The sequence below is a fragment of the Litoribacillus peritrichatus genome (assembly GCF_039537985.1).
Lineage (GTDB): Bacteria > Pseudomonadota > Gammaproteobacteria > Pseudomonadales > Litoribrevibacteraceae > Litoribacillus > Litoribacillus peritrichatus.
Window position 1 is genome coordinate 1360684 of record NZ_BAABBN010000007.1, and the last position, 18495, is coordinate 1379178.

Sequence of the window (18495 nt, forward strand, 5' to 3'; positions counted from 1 at the left end):
TTATGGATTGTTTGGCAATGGACTGTTTAGTGGCTGAATTGCAAGGATATTGGCTGTCTGGCCTGAGACCTGCCATTTAATGTCGAAATCATAAAGTCGTACTGTGAACTCGTCACGGTTTGCTTTGACTTTCATATATGCAGGTCTTGGATCTTGCGAAATGATTTCTTCGATGAGTGTTTTTAAATCCGGGTGGGAAGCAGCCAGTGTTTTTAGCTGCGCTTCGGACGTGCCGGTGAAGCATACATGCAGCGAGGTGGCGGGGGCCTGTTCGAAATCGCCTGCTGTGGCTGTGATGACAGAATCACTGTAAGGAATGTAAGGCTTGATATCGATGATCGGTGTCTGATCCAGTAAATCGTGGCCTGAGATGTGTAATCGAATGCCGTTTTGATGCACTTCCAGTTTGTCAAACCGTACAACCGACAAGCCAAGGTTATTAGGTCTGAAATTGGTCCGGGTCGCGAAGCATCCGAGTTTTTGATTTCCGCCTAACCGAGGAGGCCGGACAGAAGGCTTCCAGTCATCACTTGCGGTTTGGTGAAAATAGAATTCTATCCACAAATGAGAGTACTGCTCGATGCCTTCAAACGCTTCAGGGCGAGCATATTTTGGGGCAATCTCTATGCAAGCGCTGGCGTGTTTGGCCAAGCCTGGTTGTCTAGGAATTCCGAACTTTTGTTTGAACGGAGACTGAACAATGCCGATGGGTTCGACCTGAACGGGTTCGACCTGAATGGGTTCGACCTGAACGGGTTCTGCCTGTGTAGGTTCTGTTGGCGTGAGAGTCGGGTTGGCCACTTTATGACTGTAAACCTTTTAATAAATCGGGAGACTGTTGTTCTTCAGTGAGTAATTCAATGAACTCTTCTGCAGGCAAGGCTTTGCTAAAATAAAAGCCCTGCATCGAGTCGCAGTTGTGTTCGAGTAAAAATTGCAGTTGGCTGCTGTTTTCAACGCCTTCGGCCAGCACGGACAGTCCGAGCTTCTGTGCCATGGCGATGACTGCAGAGGTAATTGCTGCATCGTCTTTGTTGTGGTTGATGTCTTTGATGAAAGAGCGATCAATTTTTAATTTGTCGATTGGAAACTCTTTTAAATACGCCAAAGATGAATAGCCGGTTCCGAAGTCATCAATGGCTAACGAAATGCCATTATGATGCAACAATTTTAAGGTCTCTTTGGTGGATTGGACATTGTCCATCAGCATGCTTTCTGTCAGCTCCAGTTCGAGGCATTGAGCGGGCAGTGCATTTTCTAACAGAGCTTGATCCAGTTCCTGAATGAGTTGATCCGGTCGCTTGAATTGATAGGCGCTTAAATTGATTGCTAATTTAAAGTCGCCTTCCACATGAGGCAAGAACTGTTTGGTGTAGCAACAGGCTTGCTTGATGACCCAACTGCCCAGGTCAGCGATCAGTCCGGTTTCCTCGGCTAACGGGATAAACTGGCCTGGAGAAATGGCTCCGCGTTCGGGATCGAACCAGCGAACCAGTGCCTCGGCGCCAATGATGTCACCGGTGTGGATATTAACCTGGGGTTGAAAGTGCACATCCAGTTCTTCGTTTTGAATGGCCCGACGTAAGCGGTGCTCCAGATCGAGACGTTTAACCGCTTTGGTATTCAGATCCGGGGTGTAAATGTGATACGAGTTGCCCTGGTCTTTTTTAGCTTGATACATCGCCAGGTCGGCATTTTTTTGAAGCTCTTCTGCGGTTTGAGCGTCTTGAGGGTAAAGCGTGATCCCAATACTGCCGGTTAAAACTACGGAGTTATCCGCTATGAGGGTTGGCAGTGAGACGGTTTCAAGTATGTTGTTCACTAAGCCGAGGATGGAGCCGTTGACCAGAACATTGGGCAGCAGAATGGCAAATTCATCGCCGCCCAGTCTTGCTAACGTGTCGTTGGGTGAAAGCAGTTCTTGCAATCTTTCCGCAATGGTTTTCAAAAGGCGATCGCCATTGTGGTGGCCTAGGGAGTCATTGATGTGTTTAAAGCCATCCAGATCCAGGTACATGAGTGCCAGAATTTGTTTTTGGTTGTTCTCTTCGAGTGCCGATTTGATCCGAAGGGCCAAATGATTCCGGTTCGGTAAATTGGTCAGTGGGTCAAAGTGGGTCAGCTGATTTATTTCATCCTGAGCCTGATAGAGTTCTGTTCGGTCTTCGAGGTGCAATATGTAGTGAGAAACTTCACCAAGTTCGTCGTGCATGTAACTTAATTGCAGGTTGCTCCAGCGCAACATGCCTTGGCGGTCTCTTTGAACCACTTCGCCATGCCAGGGCTGTTTGGTTTCAACGTGATCTCGTATGCTTTTGTGAATCAGAGGATTGTCTTCAATCGGGCACAAAATACTGAAAGGGCGACCAAGCAGTTGTTGTTCTTCGTAACCACTGGTTTCGCACAGTTTGGGATTAATGTATTCGATCATGAAATCCGTGTTGGTCAGAATGATGGCGTTTGCACTGGACTCAATGATGGTTGTTAATTGCTTTTGCAGCAGTGCATTTTGTTTCTGGACGTTGGTATGGCTGAGCTGGTTAATGCGGAAACAGATTTGGTTTCTGAGTTGATCGACAAGCGCGAGAATGGCGCTGTTCAGTTTATTGGCTTTATGGGTGAACAGAATGATGCTGAATTTATTGTCGAGCTGGTCATCCAGATTAAGGACCGCTAAAGAACTGTTGGCTTCAAGCTTTTCAGTGAGTGTGTTCGGAAGGCGAAGCTCTGTGATTCGGCTGTAAAACTGAATTCCGCTGTCGTTATCGAGAATCCTTGCCTCAATTTCAGACTTGGCAACGGTGGTTTTTAGTTGCTGCTCTTGGTTGTTGAGCAGTTTGAGAGAGAATATCTCGCTTTGGTTGTCGGACTCCAAAACGGCAATGCAGTTGAATAAATTAAAGGTGGATAATTTTTTACCAAGCTGAAAAACAAGGTCACTGGAGGTTTTGGCGTGTATGTTTAAAAGCTCGTCAAAACGTTCTATCAACTGCACTTCAAATGAGCGCTCGGTATTTTCATGGATGTGAAACTCATCCGGGATGGTTTCGATGTCTTTGAATTGAACTAACAGTACTGAAGACTTTTCCATGGCAAAGGATGATATGTCCAGATGAAGCGAGAGCGTGCCTTTGTCGTAAGGCATGTTCAGAATGTTGCTTGAACGACCGTGTTTTAACCAGTTCGCTAAGTAGTTTTTCATGACCTCAGGAATTTCCTGCGAGCTGTTTTTTCGGCTCACCAGTCCGAGGACTCTTTTCGCTTCATTGTTGGCTTGTTGTATTTTGAAAGTTTCAGTGCAGACCAATAAAACGCCTTGTTGAGAAATTGAATACAGGGATTTTAGGTGGCTGGTCGTGTCCGAGAGCGATGTTTCCAGCTCTTTTTCTCGTTGAGAGTAACTTGGCAGGGCTTTCGGGAGAAACCAGCCAATGGAAAACAAACCACACGTCAGTGCCACAATGCCTGAAAATACATGAGGAATTTCGGTTCTGACATTTAACAGGTACTGAAGTTGAGGCAGAGAAAGCAAGTTGGAAAGGGCAAGGATTGAAATCAAAATACCATGAATGGCCAGCACCGTACTGACTCTGCGAGTAATTTTAGGGTGCTTTAGTGTACTGAAATACAGATAGTATGCACTGATCAGCAGCCATACCAAGGCGGCTGCGGATAAAGCAATATTCGCAATAAAACTGAAGTGCATGAGTTGTCCGTTTGTTAGCTTTTGTCCAATCGCGTCGGCTGTTGTTCTCTGTGTCACAGCTCAAGACGTTGCGACCTGAGCGAGTAGGTTCTTTGTGTGTTTTTTAAACGCATTCAGAGCCTTACTTTTGTATACAGTAGTTGCCCTTATTTTTTAACATGAAAACTCGTTTCTGAACACAGCTGTTCTGGTTTGTTTATCGGTTTGTTTCATTATTTTTTAAATTTTGGTATCGAAGTTCGATTTTAATTTTTAACTCTAGTAGATCGTTATTGTTCTATAAAGAGGATGTTCAACGGATAACAATTTAAATTGTTTTGATAAGCCAGAAATTTAAGAATTTGCTACTACATTAGTTTTGTAAAACAATAGTTAAAGTGGTAATCTAAATGATAATAAATGTCATTTAAGTTATTTTTTAAGGGTAATAATAATGAAAAAAGCGTTAGTGTTGGGTGTGAGTGCTCTTTTTGCTGCGGGTTGTGTGGTTGGAAAGACTGCTCCGGAAACAACAGAAGAAGCAGTTTTATCAAACTATTCTGATATTGCATATGCAGTGTTCAGTGATTCTTTGACAACAGCAGAATCTTTAAAAGTTGCTGTGGATGCTTTGGTTGCTAATCCTTCACAAGAAACACTGGAAGCGGCTCGTGCGGCGTGGAAAGTGTCTCGTGTTCCTTATCAGCAGAGTGAAGTTTACCGCTTTGGTAACAGTAACGTTGATGATTGGGAAGGGGATCTGAACGCTTGGCCTTTGGATGAGGGCTTAATTGACTATGTTGATCCGAATTACAATCGTAGCGCAACCAATCTTGAAGAGGGTGAAGAAGTTGATCAGTCAGCTACTTACTCCGTGATCACTAATTCTGCGCTGGACATCAACAATGATGGCAAGGCAGATACAGCAGAAATTTCCAGCTCATTGATTGCAAGCCTTCATGAGTTACGTGGTGGCGAAGCAAACGTATCCCGTGGCTATCACGCTATTGAGTTTTTACTGTGGGGCCAAGACTTGAACGGCACGAACGCCGGTGCCGGTAATCGTCCATTCACTGATTTTGTAAATGGCGCGGGTTGTACCAGTGGCACAGTAAAAGCGGATGCAAACACTTGTGTGCGTCGTGGCCAGTACCTAACGGTTTCTACAGACATGTTGATCGAAGATCTTCAAAATATGGTTGCTCAGTGGAGCCCTGAAACGGAAGGTAACTACCGTGCGACTTTGATTACTGAAGGTCAGGCAGGCATTAAGAAAGCGTTGACGGGGATAGGTGAATTGGCCGGTGGAGAATTGGCCGGTGAGCGTATGCGTGTGGCTTTGGTTGCAAATGACCCGGAAGACGAGCATGACTGTTTCAGTGATAACACGCACTTCTCTCACTATTACAACATCAAGGGTATTCAGAACGTTTATTTAGGTAGCTACACACGTACAAACGGTGATGTGGTTCAAGGTTCTTCAATCAAAGACCTGATTGCCGCGACGGACGCAAAGGTTGCTGAGCAATTGGCGGTTAAAATTGAAGATGCACGCCAGGCGGTAAATGGTTTGGTTGAGTCTGCGGAATCGAAAGAAAACCCTCAGGCGTTTGATCAATTGATTGGCCCAGGAAATAAAGAAGGCAATAAAGTGGTTCAGAAGGCGATTGACAGCCTGCTTTTGGTGACTGAAACCACTGAATCTGCTGCTAAGTCTATTGGCATTACTGAGCTGTAATTGATTTCAGCTTAGAGCGGTATGAACAAGCGCTGAGGTAATTTTCAGTATTCTTTATCTACCGCGTTGAATACAACTGAAAGGAGGGATGATCTATATCATTCCTCCTTTTTTGTTTAAACGTATAATAAGAATGATTTTTGTTTTGTTCTTTAATCAGGTATAACGTGCCCCAAATTTCTCATGGATGGTAAAGGGTTAAATACGCTTCAGGGACCGGAAGCGGGAAAGTAATTCACAATGAGTGAGAATGAGTAAAAGGCTGTGGGAGAAGAGTTAATGTTGTTGAGTAATAATGAGGGTCACGGAAAGGCTAAACGGAGTTTGGCATTGGCCGTTTCGTTGCTTTTATCTCCTGTTGTGATGCAGTCTGCTCAGGCAGATGTGCTAAATGTCACTGCTGACTTTGACCCCAGGGAAGTCAGGCAAGGCGGGGACAACTCAACAACCACCATGACCTCGAATGCGTTTTCGAAACCTTCCACTTTATTAAAAGGCAGTCATCGTGCCGACTTTAAGGTTGGTAACAGTTTCTTTAAAAACCCGTGGGTTGTTGCGCCGGCGTCAACGGATGCAAGAGACGGGCTGGGATCACTGTTTAATGTCAATGCTTGCCAAAGCTGTCACATTAAAGATGGTCGGGGGCATGCTCCTAGGGATGCTTCGGATCGTGCGGATTCCATGTTGATTCGCCTGAGCATTCTTCCGCAGAATCAGGCTCATCAAGATTTATTAAAGCAAGGAAAGACGGCCTCCATTGCTGAGCCGAATTATGGCGGCCAGTTTCAGGATCAGTCCGTGTTTGGTGTAAAACCTGAGGGGCGAGTCGAAGTGACCTGGAAAATGGTTGATGTAACGTTTGCCGATGGTGAGGTGGTTGAGTTAAGAAAGCCTGAGTTTGCTTTAACCCGTTTGGCCTATGGTGAATTGCATCCGGATACAAAGATGTCTCCGCGTGTTGCTCCTCCGATGATTGGTTTGGGGTTGTTGGAGGCCATCGACAGCAAAGATATTCTTGGTCAGCAGGATCAGAACGACAACAACAATGACGGAATTTCTGGCAGGGCAAACTGGGTGGTTGACGCAAAAACCGGCGATTTGGTTTTAGGTCGCTTTGGTTGGAAAGCCGGTCAGCCATCACTTGAGCAACAGGGTGCGGGTGCGTTTAATGGCGACATGGGGTTAACTACTTCGTTATTCACCAGTGAAAATTGTACATCGGCACAAACCAGTTGTTTAAACGCGCCGACGGGGTCTCGTCAAGGCGAACCGGAAGTGAGTGATGCTATTTTAGATGCCGTTACCTTTTATAGCCAGAACCTGGCTGTCCCTGTCAGACGAGATGCAGATCATATTGATGTTCTGAAAGGAAAGGCTCTGTTTTATGAAGCCGGATGTCAAAGCTGTCACACACCGGCGTACAAAACCGGTGCTTCCGCTTCTGTTGATAAGCATTTAAGAAACCAGATCATTTACCCTTATACCGATATGTTGCTGCATGATATGGGCGAAGAATTGTCCGACGGCGGCCACACCGAATTTCTGGCGGAAGGCAATGAGTGGCGAACTCCGCCATTGTGGGGCATTGGTATGGCGGAAACGGTGAATGGCCATACGGAGTTTTTACACGACGGTCGTGCCAGAAATGTGATGGAAGCCGTGTTATGGCACGGTGGTGAAGCAGAGAAAAGTAAGCAGTTGGTGCTTCAGATGTCCAAAGAAGAGCGCAAGCAGTTGGTGCGTTTCCTGAATTCACTGTAAGGAACGGTTTGTGAAATTGAATATTGGATTAAAGCGTTTTTTTAGTAAAGAGCGCTTGAGCGTTAATAAGCCTGTAAGTTCTGTCGCATCGATGCTGGTTGGGTGTGTTCTTTCCGGTAGTGCAATCTCTACTCATGCAATGGCTTCCGGGGACTTTTGGCAGCCAGCTGTGGATACGGTGTCTGCGAGTGTTATTAAGCCCGGTTATTCCGGTCTTGCCTCAAACCTTTCTTTGTTAGGTAAAGAGGTTGATGCTTTTTGTGCAGACCCTTCAGAGCAAACTATGGCGAAGGCTCGGTTTGCCTGGAAGCAGTCAATCTTGTCATGGATGGAAGTAAGTTGGGTGCATTTCGGCCCGGTATCCAATGGCAGTACACGGTTTGATATTCAAATTTGGCCGATTCGCAAGGGCATTACTCATAAAACGGTCAACACTTTAGTGGCTATGGGGGATGAGCTTAAAGCAGAAGATATCGATCAAAAAGGTGTTTCTATTCGTGGAATTACGGGTAGTGAGTATCTGCTGTTCAGTGGCTCGGGCGGGCAGTTAAAGCATTATCAGGCTGCGGATGCAAAGCAACGTTGCATGGTACTTAAACGATCGGTTGAAAACAGTTTGGTGTCTGTGAATAAGTTGAATAAGGATTGGCAATCGCCGTCTGTTCTCGCGCCGTTCAAAATGGGGGTGGATATGCTGGATGCCACCAAGGAATACGAGTCAGCGGCTTCGATTGTGTGGAATGCACTTTTGTCTGAACTGGAGTTTATTCAGTTAAGGAAACTGGAAGGGCCGTTGAATGAGCACGGAAAGAAGGCCAAACCTACGTTTGCTGAATCGTGGAGAAGTTTGCACTCTTTTGAAAATATCGCGCATCAGCTTGCAACATTAAAGCAGGTCTATACGTTTGGATTCGAGCCGATGATTAAGGCTTCCGATGCCGCTTTGAATCAACAGGTTGTAAGCAGCTTTGATCAATTACAGATGACGTTATCGGGATTTAAGCAACCATTGAAGAAGCTGGTTGCCACTGAAGATGGCAGACAACAGTTAATCGCGTTTCGGGATGAAATTCGCAAACTGTACACGCTTCTCCGGAATCAGGTGACACCATTGACCGGGTTTGTTTTAGGGTTTAATGCGAATGATGGTGATTAGTTCAAATTATGAGTCAGACAAGACGGTCGTTTGTTAAATTATTAGGGACTTTAGCGGCATTGCCCGGCAGTGAGCTTATGGCCAGCGCGTTGTTCCCTGCGTCAACGGGCCGTCTTGCAAAGCAGGGCGACTATTTGTTGTCTGCATTTGATGATCAACAAGGGCAGCATTTCGTTGGCGTATTTGATCTGATCAAATCGCAATGGCTGATTCGTGCTCAGGTTCAAGAGCGATACCACAGTGGTGTATTCAGCCGACCAACAGTGGGTGAAGGGACTGATTCTGCTACTTCACTGAAATTCATTTTTGTGTCGAGGCGGCCAGGTAAGAAGGCCGTTATTTGTGATTTATTGTCTCAGAAAGTTATGGAAATTGCGGCACCTTCTGGGCAGCACTTCTATGGCCATGCTGCTTTGGATGGTAAAGGCAATGCTTGGTTTACCGAAAACGACTTTCAAAACGGCAAGGGGTTGATTACTTGTCGTTCAGAAAACGTTTCAGGGGCTGTTTCTAACGTCATTGATCTGAATGGTATTGGACCGCACGAGCTGAAATTTCTTTCAGATGGGCGTCACGTTGTTGTCGGTTTAGGCGGAATTGAAACACATCCGGACTTTCCCAGAAAAAAGCTGAACCTGGAATCCATGAAGTCGGAGCTATTGCTGGTGGATACTGCTACCTCTGAAGTGATTCATCGCTTGTCTCCACCGAACCCTCAGTTGAGTCTTAGGCATCTGGATGTTGCTCAAGATAATACAGTGGTGGTTGGTGCTCAGTTTCAGGGGCCAAAATACGAACAATTTCCACTTGTGTATTGGTATGCTCCAGGGCAAGCGTTGACCGCTTTTGACGCGCCTTTGGCGGTGTGGCAGTCGATGAATCAATACATAGCCAGTGTCACGATAAACCCTGTTAAACAGGAGGTTGTGGTCAGTTGTCCCAGAGCGAATGCAGTGCATTTGTTTTCTTTGAAGGATCATCAATGGAAAAGCAGCTACAGGCTGCAAGACCCAGGTGGCGTTTCTGTGGATTCGAATGGTCATTATCTGGTGAGCTGTGGAACGGGCAATATTTTGTGTTTGTCATCAAATAATGATGTATTGGCACTTGAGCAGCAGTACACTGTAAGCGATACTCGTTGGGATAATCATATGGATCGTGTTGTTTTTAGTTAGCTTGGGTGAATTCAGGCTAATTATCATGGTTTTTTAAGATCCAATAATAAAAAAAATATCAGATCGAAAAGGAACGCTCTCATGTCGCCAAGAATAACTTCGTTATTGGCTATTTCTTTAACAGCTGTGTTATTACAGGGCTGTTTTCCCGGTCCGGGTTCAGGGCTAACAGTGGTTGGTTTAGGTGGCCATGAGTTTGCCATGAATCAGGAAAACATCGCATTAAGATCACATGCAGCATTGCATGAAGAAAGTGATTTGTTAACTTTCTCAGTAGAAGCGATTGCCAAAGATAAAACGGACAATGCAGTTAAAGTGTACCTTGAAGGGTACAACAGCGAGAAAAACTCCAAGCCGATACGTGCCTTGGCGGTTTATCAAATTGGCTTGATATATATGAATTTATACAATCGTTTTCGAGATGATGAAAAAGCAGAACATTATTTGAAATTAGCTAAGTCGGAGTTTGATCTCGAACCGTTGAATAAACGCATTGATGCGCGTTTAAATACGTTGGAAAAGCGGAAGGATCAGGTGGTGATTCTGACAGCCGATCAGTATTTAATGAACTGGAAAAAGCAGCCTAAGTTGCCACCGAAGAATATTCCGCATGACGATGAAATGAAAGATTTCACGGCTCGGGCTATTACGACAGACCGTATTCAGGAAGCTATCCTGCTTTATACCCTGATGTATGAAAATGAAGGATCTTCTCAGTCCATTAAAGCCGGTTCATTGTATCAAATAGGCTTGATGTACATGAGTCCTTATAATGCACACGCGGATGAATCTAAAGCGTTGGAGTATTTCCTTCGAATTCAGCGGGAATTCCCGAATTCATCCTTTAATAGCAAAGCAGAAATCAAAGCCGGTTACTTGATCAATAAGCAAAAAGTCATATTGGATTAAGTTTTTGGAAATCAAAAGGGGGTGCAATTGCACTCCTTTTTTCTGTCTGTTTTGTTTTCTTACCGTGTGGCTGCTCAGTCTTATAGCCATGCCCAACGTTTGCGGTGACAGTGAGTTATTCCTATTTTATCGTGTCACTCAATGAATTTCATAACAAAGTTGCTCAAAGGAGAAGAACATGGAATACCGAAAGCTTGGTCAGACGGATCTCAATGTAAGTGCCTTATGCCTTGGTACTATGACATTCGGAGAGCAAAACACACAGGCGGAAGCATTTGAGCAATTGGACTATGCCTTGGCTCAGGGCATTAATTTTGTGGATACCGCTGAAATGTATCCGGTTCCACCCTCTCCGGTAACGCAAGGTGATACGGAAACCATTATTGGAAACTGGATTCAGCAAAGAGGCCTGCGCGATGATTTTATTCTGGCAACAAAAATAGCTGGCCCGGCGGATTGGTTGCCCCATATTCGTGGCGGCACACGTCATACGGAGAGACACATTTCTGAGGCGATTGATACCAGCCTGGCTCGTTTGAAAACGGACTATATCGACCTGTATCAGTTGCATTGGCCTGACAGAAATACCAATTATTTTGGTGAGCTGGGTTATAAACACAACCCGAATGAGCAAGCAACATCCATAGAAGAAACACTTAGAGCGTTAGATAAAGCGGTAAAAAGCGGCAAGATTCGTCATGTTGGCTTGTCGAATGAAACGCCGTGGGGCGTGATGTCTTTTATTCATGCGGCAAAAGAGTATGGCTTGCCCCGAGTTGTGAGTGTGCAGAACCCATATAACTTACTTAATCGAACTTATGAGGTAGGCCTGGCGGAAGTATCCATTCGTGAGAGTGCCGGTTTATTGGCCTATTCTCCGATGGCGTTTGGGGTGTTGTCCGGGAAGTACTTGAGTGGACTAAGGCCTGAAAAAGCCCGATTGACATTGTTTGAGCGGTTTACCCGTTACACCAGTTTACAGGCAGAGGAAGCCACACAGGCGTATGTTGATCTTGCCAAGAAACATGCGTTAAGCCCTGCGCAGATGGCACTGGCCTTCGTGACTCAGCAGCCCTTTGTGACTTCTAACATTATCGGGGCGACTTCCATGGCCCAGCTGAAAGAGAATATTGCCAGTGCAGAGGTAACGTTAAGTGATGAACTGATAAAAGAGATTGAAGCCATACACTCGGCGAATACCAACCCGTGTCCTTGAGTAATAAATTCTGATTAAAATTTCTTATGAGTTCTATTAAATCTTTTTAATACAATTAATGATCGAGTTTTATTACACTAGCGGCAATTTTATCTACGATACAATAATAGGCCTACATTATGAGTGATGTTAAACATTGCAAACTGTTGATTTTGGGTTCGGGTCCTGCGGGCTATACCGCTGCTGTTTACGCTGCACGTGCTAATCTTAACCCTGTTTTAGTTACTGGTATGCAGATGGGTGGTCAGCTGACGACGACGACGGATGTAGATAACTGGCCCGGTGACGTAGATGGTCTTCAAGGGCCGGACTTAATGGCTCGTATGCAGCAGCACGCTGAACGATTTGAAACAGAAATTGTTTTTGATCACATCCATACCGCTAAGTTAGACGAAAAGCCTTATCGCCTGGAAGGTGATAGCGGTGTCTATACCTGCGATGCTTTAATCATTTGTACTGGCGCTAGTGCCAAATATTTAGGTCTGGAAAGTGAAGAGGCATTTCAGGGCAAAGGTGTTTCAGCCTGCGCAACATGTGATGGCTTTTTCTATCGCAACAAGCCCGTGGCTGTTGTGGGCGGTGGTAATACGGCTGTTGAAGAAGCGTTATACCTATCAAATATTGCCTCTAAAGTTACTGTGATTCATCGTCGTGATTCTTTCCGTTCTGAAAAAATCTTACAAGATAAAATTCGTGAGCGTTCAGAGAACGGCAATATTGAAATCAAGTGGTTCTCTGAACTGGATGAAGTATTGGGCGATGATGCCGGTGTTACCGGAATGCGCATCAAAAACAGTCAAACCGGTGAGAAAGAAGAGATCGATGTTGATGGTGTGTTCATTGCTATCGGGCATCAACCAAACACCAGCTTGTTTGAAGGCCAGTTGGATATGAGCAACGGTTATCTGAAGGTACAAAGCGGTTCTGAAGGTAATGCAACGCAAACAAGTATTCCTGGTGTCTTTGCTGCAGGCGATGTTATGGATCACATTTATCGTCAGGCCATTACTTCAGCGGGTACAGGTTGTATGGCTGCTTTGGATGCAGAGCGTTATTTGGACAGTCTGGAAGATTAATCTCTTTCATATAGTCTAATACGTTTTTCTTAAAATAAGCCTGCGAGCCTATCGCAGGCTTTTTTTTGTCTATAATGTGATTTGTGTTACAAAACGTTACATCCGTTTTTGTGAAGGGTGTCACTATTTCTGTATAATGGCGCCCGCTCACAAGACGGATCTGTCATTCAGGCGATTGGAATGCGATCAAGTTATCTACATATTGATCTGGAAGGTAAGTAATGCATTTTACTCATGGTAAAGTACTTGCAGTTTTATTGTCTCTTTCTACAAGTTTTGCAGTAGCTGCTGTCAGTCCTAAAGAAGCAGCGAAACTGGGTCAGGAACTCACACCAATCGGTGCAGAAAAAGCAGGTAATGCAACAGGAACTATTCCTGCGTGGACGGGTGGTCTTACTGAAGGTCCTGGTGGATTTAAAAATGAGCAGGGATACATCAATCCTTTTGCTGATGATAAGCCTGCCAAAGTTATTACGTCTCAGAATTATCAAAAGTACGCAGATCAATTAACCGAAGGTCAGCAGGCGATGTTCAAACGCTATCCTGACACTTTCAAAATGCCTGTGTATCAGACTCGCCGTACTGCTGCTTATCCTGATTTTGTTTATGAAAAAGCAAAAGCAAACGCGACAACAGCGGTGTTGGTTGATAACGGTAATGGCATCGATAAATACGATGAAACAGTGCCTTTCGCCCTTCCTAAAGAAGGCGTTGAACTGGTATGGAACCATGTAACGCGTTATCGTTCACGCGATGTTCAGCGAACGGTTGCTCAGATTGTTCCAAATGAAAACGGTTCGTTTAATCCGATCGTATTAACCGATGAGCTAAAGTTCGTTGGTGATCCGTCAGAGAACAGCCTGTTCTATTTCAAACAGATCATTAAATCACCGGCTCGTTTAGGCGGTAATGTACTTTTGGTGCAAGAAACCATCAATCAGGTAAAGGAGCCACGTCGTGCCTGGGTTTATAATGCAGGTCAGCGTCGTGTTCGCCGTGCGCCTCAGGTTGCTTATGACGGACCAGGTACAGCGTCTGATGGCCAGCGTACAGCAGATAACTACGACATGTTCAACGGTTCTCCGGATCAATATACCTGGGAATTGAAAGGCAAGAAGGAAATTTACATTCCGTATAACTCTTACCAGTTAATGAATAAGTCTCTGAGCCATGAAGATCTGATTCAGGCAGGACACATTAATCAGGATCACACACGTTATGAGTTGCACCGTGTTTGGCAGGTGGAAGCTAAGCTGAAAGATGGTATTCGCAACATTTACGCTAGCCGAACTTTCTACTTCGATGAAGACTCATATTCGGTTGTGTATGTCGACCACTACGATGCTCGTGGTCAGCTATGGCGGATTGGTGAAGCGCACAGTGCACAACTTTATGATGTGAACGTACCTTGGTATGCAGCTGAAATTTTGTATGATCTGAATAACGGCAGATACTATGCGTTCGGCATGTCTGTAGATACAGAAGGTTATAACTTCGACTATCGCAGCTCTAAGAAAGACTATACGCCTTCTGCGTTACGTCGATCCGGTGTTCGTTAAGTTCAAGTTTTAATTGACTAAAAAAGGGAGCCTCAGCTCCCTTTTTTATGTTTGAATGTTGGGTGTTCAATCTTCGATTGGGGTTCCAGAATGATATAACCACTGGCCTGCCTCACGAACAAACAGCGACTCCTCTTTCAGTACGCCTTGTTGTCCTGATTCATCAAGGTAAAATGCGGCAAACGCAACCCATCCTTTTTTATCCAGTGACTTTCCCTTCTTTGATCCAAGAATTTTAAGTTGTTGCCACTGAGTTTTGTCTTTGTTTAATTCCAGCTTTTGTGGGCAGCTAAATGGATGCCAGGTTGCTTTCAGATACTCTTCATTAGCTAAAGCGTAAGCAGTGAAACGGCTTTTCATAAGTGCTTTGGCGGTAGACGGTTTCTTAACTCCATTGATGTAAGGGCCACAGCACAGGTCGAATCGTTTGTTGCTGCCACATGGACAAGGTTTGGTTTTATTTTGGTTGAGTATCATTAGACTGTCCTCGGAATTGGCTCAAAAACGGTAATGGTGACATCAATGGTGATGGCCAGTTCATTCAGAGATTGAAGTTTTAACCGACCGCTTTCCGGTGCACGCCATTGATGTGGGGTCATGGCTAACAGGCTGGAAATCTGATTCTGGCTGATTAATGTATGCTGATATTGCACTGTTTGTTCAGTCACTTTATTGAAGAGTGAGTTCAGTGTTGCTTCCGGGTTCATGAATTGTTCTTTGACGTCGTTATACAGTACGTTCCGCATCTCCAGCAAATGCTGTTTTCCTGTGGTGACAACGACTAATTTACCCGATGTTGCTAGCGCTTTTGCCATGCCTTCAGGCATTAAGCGAGTAAATAAGCAGGTGATTAACTGTTGGCTGTGAGGGCTGACAGGAATCTCCGCACCCGAAGCAACGATCCAGGTGATGTCTTTATTGCGTTTTGCTGCAAAGCGGATGGCGTCTTTGGAAATATCAAGACCGATCAGTTCTAAGGTGTTTTTATTTGCGGGCTTTTGACCGGTGTAATCTTGATAGGTGCACTCCTCACTGGCCTGTTCCTGATCAGCAAGGGCTTGCCAAAGCCGGTTTGTGTAATAACCTTCGCCGCAGCCGATGTCTAAAATGGTGTTGGCTGATTGGCTGGTGGCTAATTTCGTAGTTGGTAAATGCTCTCGGCAGACCTGATTGAGTGCGTCTGAAATAGGTTGGTAGATGCCGGTTTCTAAAAATACATGACGGGCAGCCACCATTTCAGCGTTATCTCCGGGTTGTTTAGACTTTTTCTTGTTAGACAGTAATAAATTGAAATACCCTTGTTTTGCTTGATCAAAGCAGTGATTATTGGAGCAGCTGAGTGACTTATCAGATAAGGTCAAAGGCGTAGCGCAAGTAGGGCAACTGAGTGTCGTTGAGGTCATAGCGTTTTCTCAGGAAAGGTACGGCAAATCAAAATGCAAATTATACCTTAGGAATGGAGTTGAAAAATTGCTGAATTTACTTCGTCGGCAATTTTTTTAAATTATCGAGTTTAAGCAGAATTGCTAAACGATCAGGCGTTATACTGTGTTAGTTGTAAATCAGAGAGTTGTATGGTTAGAGGGCAAAGCATGTCTGCTAAGGACAAAAACATTGAAAGAATCCCACTGAATCCTGAAGAATTGGCAAAGTTGCTTGATAAAACAACGTGGGGTAATGATTTTTCCTGGGATGAGTTGATCAACTTAGGCAAGTTTATCCAGGCGTTTAAGGTGAAAATGAACACAGTGCTCTTTTCGGAAGGACAACTGAACCAAACGATGGCAATTCTTGTCGAAGGTACGGCTGAGATTTTTAAATCTTCGGCGAATAATCAGAAAAAGTCCATTGCCCGGGTGAAAAGCCCGCAAACGTTTGGAGAAATGAGTTTGATTGATGGCCAGCCAAGATCGGCAGAGGTGCAGGCCACATCCAATTGTATTTGTTTATTGTTGTCGAAAGAAAAGTTTCTTGAAATGTCGGATAAGCAGCCTAAGCTGGCTTTTAAGATTTTATGGAAGATCTCAAGTTTGATGAGTCAAAGGCTTCGTCAGGTGAGTGGTCAGCTTGTTGACTTGGTCTGATAGACGATTAAAAAGGCATATGTACTGTCAAATTAATTATATAGATGTCGTGGTATATTATTTTAAGTTATATAAAATATGGCCTCTCTGAGTTTATATAGGGTTTAATTAATGCTATCAAATTTGGTTAATAAGTTTTTTAAAATGGAAGCTGCGCCAGGCATCTTGTTGATGCTAACAACTGCACTGGCTTTGATTTTTGCCAACACGCCGTTGGATTACTTTTATAAGATGTTTCTTTCAACCAAGATGGGAATTTCGGTTGGAACGTTCGAAATAACTAAGCCATTGTTGTTATGGATTAACGACGGTTTGATGGCGATCTTCTTTTTTCTAATTGGTTTAGAGCTAAAGAGGGAGTTGATCGAAGGCGAGTTATCTGACCCTAAGCAGGTCATAATGCCAGCTGCTGCAGCCGTTGGTGGGATGGCGATCCCTTCCCTGGTATATGTTTTCTTTAACTATGATGACCCGAGAGCACTAACCGGTTGGGCGATCCCTGCTGCAACGGATATTGCTTTTGCGCTTGGTATTTTAGCGATGTTGGGCAGCCGTGTTCCCGTTGCTCTAAAAGTTTTCTTGGTTTCTTTAGCCATTATCGATGATATTGGCGCCATTGTTATTATCGCGCTTTTTTATACCAGTGATTTGTCTGTTCAATCTTTGGTTATTTCAGCTGTCAGTTTGGCCATTCTTTTTGTCTTAAATAAAAAGGGCGTAACGAACATTACTCCGTTCATTTTGGTGGGTATTGTACTCTGGGTTTCGGTACTGAAGTCGGGTGTGCATGCAACGCTAGCCGGTGTTCTGATGGCTTTCTTTATTCCTTTAAGGGCGGAAGACGAAGACGGTGCTTCTCCTGCAAAACGTCTTGAGCATGACCTTCACCCCACTGTAGCGTTTTTGATTATTCCTCTTTTTGCTTTTGCAAACGCAGGGGTGGATCTGAGAGGCATTTCTCTGGATCGATTACTTCACCCTGTGCCTTTAGGTATTGCTATGGGCTTATTCGTTGGTAAGCAGGTGGGTGTGTTTACTTTTGCATGGGTGGTGATTAAGGCCGGATTTGCTAAGTTACCTAAAGGTGTTACTTGGGCGCAGTTGTACGGTGTATCCATCTTGTGTGGCGTTGGTTTTACAATGAGTTTGTTCATTGGTGCGTTGGCGTTTGAGCAAGGGGGTGGTAACCAGAACTTATTTAATGACCGATTGGGTATTTTGCTGGGTTCTTTACTTTCTTCGGTGGTGGGCTTTTTGGTTTTGCATAAGACCTTACCCAAGGGGAATAAACAGTAAAACGGGTTATGATCCAAAAACAAAAATGCCGAATCATTGATTCGGCATTTTTTTACGTCTTTGGTTACAGGTTAAAGCTTGTAACCAACACTGACCATATAAACCATAGGATCAATGGTTACGTCTGAAGTGAGTCTCAATGTTTGACCTGCCGCTGCTCCTCCAGGGACATTCAAGTCGACAGTAGCATCCGTGTCAATGTCCATACGGTATGCAGATGCGTTAAATAAAATTTGGTCTGTTACCATCACATCGACACCAACTTGAGCGGATATGCCCATTGAATCATCAAGGTCTAGATTATCAAATGGGCCAGAAGAGCTTTGATCAAAGAACATTGTATAGTTAATGCCTAGACCAACGTATGGGCGAACCTTTGATGTTTTGTCCAGCATATAATACTGAAGTGATACCGTAGGAGGTAATTGCTTCGTTGAACCCACATCGTATTTGCCGTCAGGAATGCCTGTAACACCTTCAACACCGGATAATGACACCTGAATATCGTGCTCAAATGGTGATGCAGCCAACACCTCTAAACCGAAGTTATCGGTTAGCATGTAAACAAAGTTCAAACCTAATTGGGTGTCATTATCTGCTTCAATGTTTGACCCTGCACCCAAAGCAGAAATTTGATCAACATTATTATTTGGGGAGTCTTTTGGAGCGACAGTTGCAGCACCTGCGCGAATTATAAAATCACCTGCTTCGTGTGCATACGTGGTTGTTGCACCTGTTAATGTTACTGTGGCGGCAATGATTGCAGCACCTAACTTATTCATTTTCATTCGCTTTCTCCAAGTCACCGAATAGAAGTATGTTTTGAATTGGTTAGGCGTA

General features: G+C 44.4%; 15 protein-coding genes. 10 read left to right on the plus strand and 5 right to left on the minus strand.

All coding sequences use genetic code 11. From position 1 onward, the window contains the following. Together tsaA and ABD744_RS15860 are read right to left on the minus strand one after the other, a co-directional pair. Positions 1-801, minus strand: coding sequence for a tRNA (N6-threonylcarbamoyladenosine(37)-N6)-methyltransferase TrmO (gene tsaA, locus ABD744_RS15855; protein WP_344799507.1), 801 nt, complete (start codon positions 799-801; stop codon positions 1-3). A gap of 1 nt (position 802) precedes the next feature. Beyond that, positions 803-3706 carry a putative bifunctional diguanylate cyclase/phosphodiesterase gene (locus tag ABD744_RS15860; protein ID WP_344799508.1) on the minus strand — a complete coding sequence of 968 codons (2904 nt, stop codon included), beginning with the start codon at positions 3704-3706 and terminating at the stop codon, positions 803-805. Positions 3707-4139: 433 nt separating this feature from the next. Here ABD744_RS15860 and ABD744_RS15865 point away from each other — a divergent pair, with 433 nt between their 5' ends. The 8 genes from ABD744_RS15865 (at position 4140) to ABD744_RS15900 (ending at position 14275) form a co-directional block, all read left to right on the plus strand. Continuing rightward, positions 4140-5423 (plus strand): imelysin family protein, encoded by a 1284-nt coding sequence (locus ABD744_RS15865; RefSeq protein ID WP_344799509.1) that lies wholly within the window; start codon positions 4140-4142, stop codon positions 5421-5423. A 279-nt stretch (positions 5424-5702) separates the two neighbouring features. Beyond that, positions 5703-7184: a di-heme oxidoreductase family protein gene (locus tag ABD744_RS15870; protein WP_344799510.1), complete on the plus strand. Its 1482-nt coding sequence runs from the start codon at positions 5703-5705 to the stop codon at positions 7182-7184. Positions 7185-7194: 10 nt separating this feature from the next. Next, complete coding sequence (locus ABD744_RS15875; RefSeq protein WP_344799511.1) at positions 7195-8340, plus strand: imelysin family protein; 1146 nt, start codon at positions 7195-7197, stop codon at positions 8338-8340. A gap of 8 nt (positions 8341-8348) precedes the next feature. Further along, positions 8349-9515, plus strand: coding sequence for a DUF1513 domain-containing protein (locus tag ABD744_RS15880; protein ID WP_344799512.1), 1167 nt, complete (start codon positions 8349-8351; stop codon positions 9513-9515). Between the two features lie 81 nt (positions 9516-9596). Then, complete coding sequence (locus ABD744_RS15885; RefSeq protein WP_344799513.1) at positions 9597-10424, plus strand: hypothetical protein; 828 nt, start codon at positions 9597-9599, stop codon at positions 10422-10424. A gap of 178 nt (positions 10425-10602) precedes the next feature. Further along, positions 10603-11640 (plus strand): NADP(H)-dependent aldo-keto reductase, encoded by a 1038-nt coding sequence (locus ABD744_RS15890; RefSeq protein WP_344799514.1) that lies wholly within the window; start codon positions 10603-10605, stop codon positions 11638-11640. 119 nt (positions 11641-11759) lie between these two features. Continuing rightward, positions 11760-12716, plus strand: a complete 957-nt coding sequence (gene trxB, locus ABD744_RS15895; RefSeq protein WP_344799515.1) for a thioredoxin-disulfide reductase — start codon at positions 11760-11762, stop codon at positions 12714-12716. A 221-nt stretch (positions 12717-12937) separates the two neighbouring features. Further along, the gene (locus ABD744_RS15900; RefSeq protein ID WP_344799516.1) at positions 12938-14275 is read left to right on the plus strand and encodes a DUF1329 domain-containing protein; all 1338 of its coding nucleotides are present in this window, start codon (positions 12938-12940) and stop codon (positions 14273-14275) included. A gap of 66 nt (positions 14276-14341) precedes the next feature. Here ABD744_RS15900 and ABD744_RS15905 read toward each other — a convergent pair whose 3' ends face one another. Both ABD744_RS15905 and ABD744_RS15910 read right to left on the minus strand, forming a co-directional pair. Continuing rightward, positions 14342-14752 (minus strand): YchJ family protein, encoded by a 411-nt coding sequence (locus ABD744_RS15905; protein ID WP_344799517.1) that lies wholly within the window; start codon positions 14750-14752, stop codon positions 14342-14344. Next, positions 14752-15678: a putative RNA methyltransferase gene (locus ABD744_RS15910; protein ID WP_344799518.1), complete on the minus strand. Its 927-nt coding sequence runs from the start codon at positions 15676-15678 to the stop codon at positions 14752-14754. Before ABD744_RS15910 ends, ABD744_RS15905 begins: the two co-directional genes overlap by 1 nt. Positions 15679-15867: 189 nt before the next feature. On the opposite strand from ABD744_RS15910, the gene ABD744_RS15915 reads away from it, so the two are divergent. Further along, on the plus strand, positions 15868-16359 hold the full coding sequence (locus ABD744_RS15915) for a Crp/Fnr family transcriptional regulator (RefSeq protein WP_344799519.1): 492 nt from the start codon (positions 15868-15870) through the stop codon (positions 16357-16359). A 111-nt stretch (positions 16360-16470) separates the two neighbouring features. Next, complete coding sequence (nhaA, locus tag ABD744_RS15920) at positions 16471-17655, plus strand: Na+/H+ antiporter NhaA (RefSeq protein ID WP_344799520.1); 1185 nt, start codon at positions 16471-16473, stop codon at positions 17653-17655. 71 nt (positions 17656-17726) lie between these two features. Here the strand turns inward: nhaA and ABD744_RS15925 are convergent, their stop codons facing one another. After that, positions 17727-18443 (minus strand): OmpW/AlkL family protein, encoded by a 717-nt coding sequence (locus tag ABD744_RS15925; RefSeq protein ID WP_344799521.1) that lies wholly within the window; start codon positions 18441-18443, stop codon positions 17727-17729. Positions 18444-18495 lie beyond the last annotated feature (52 nt).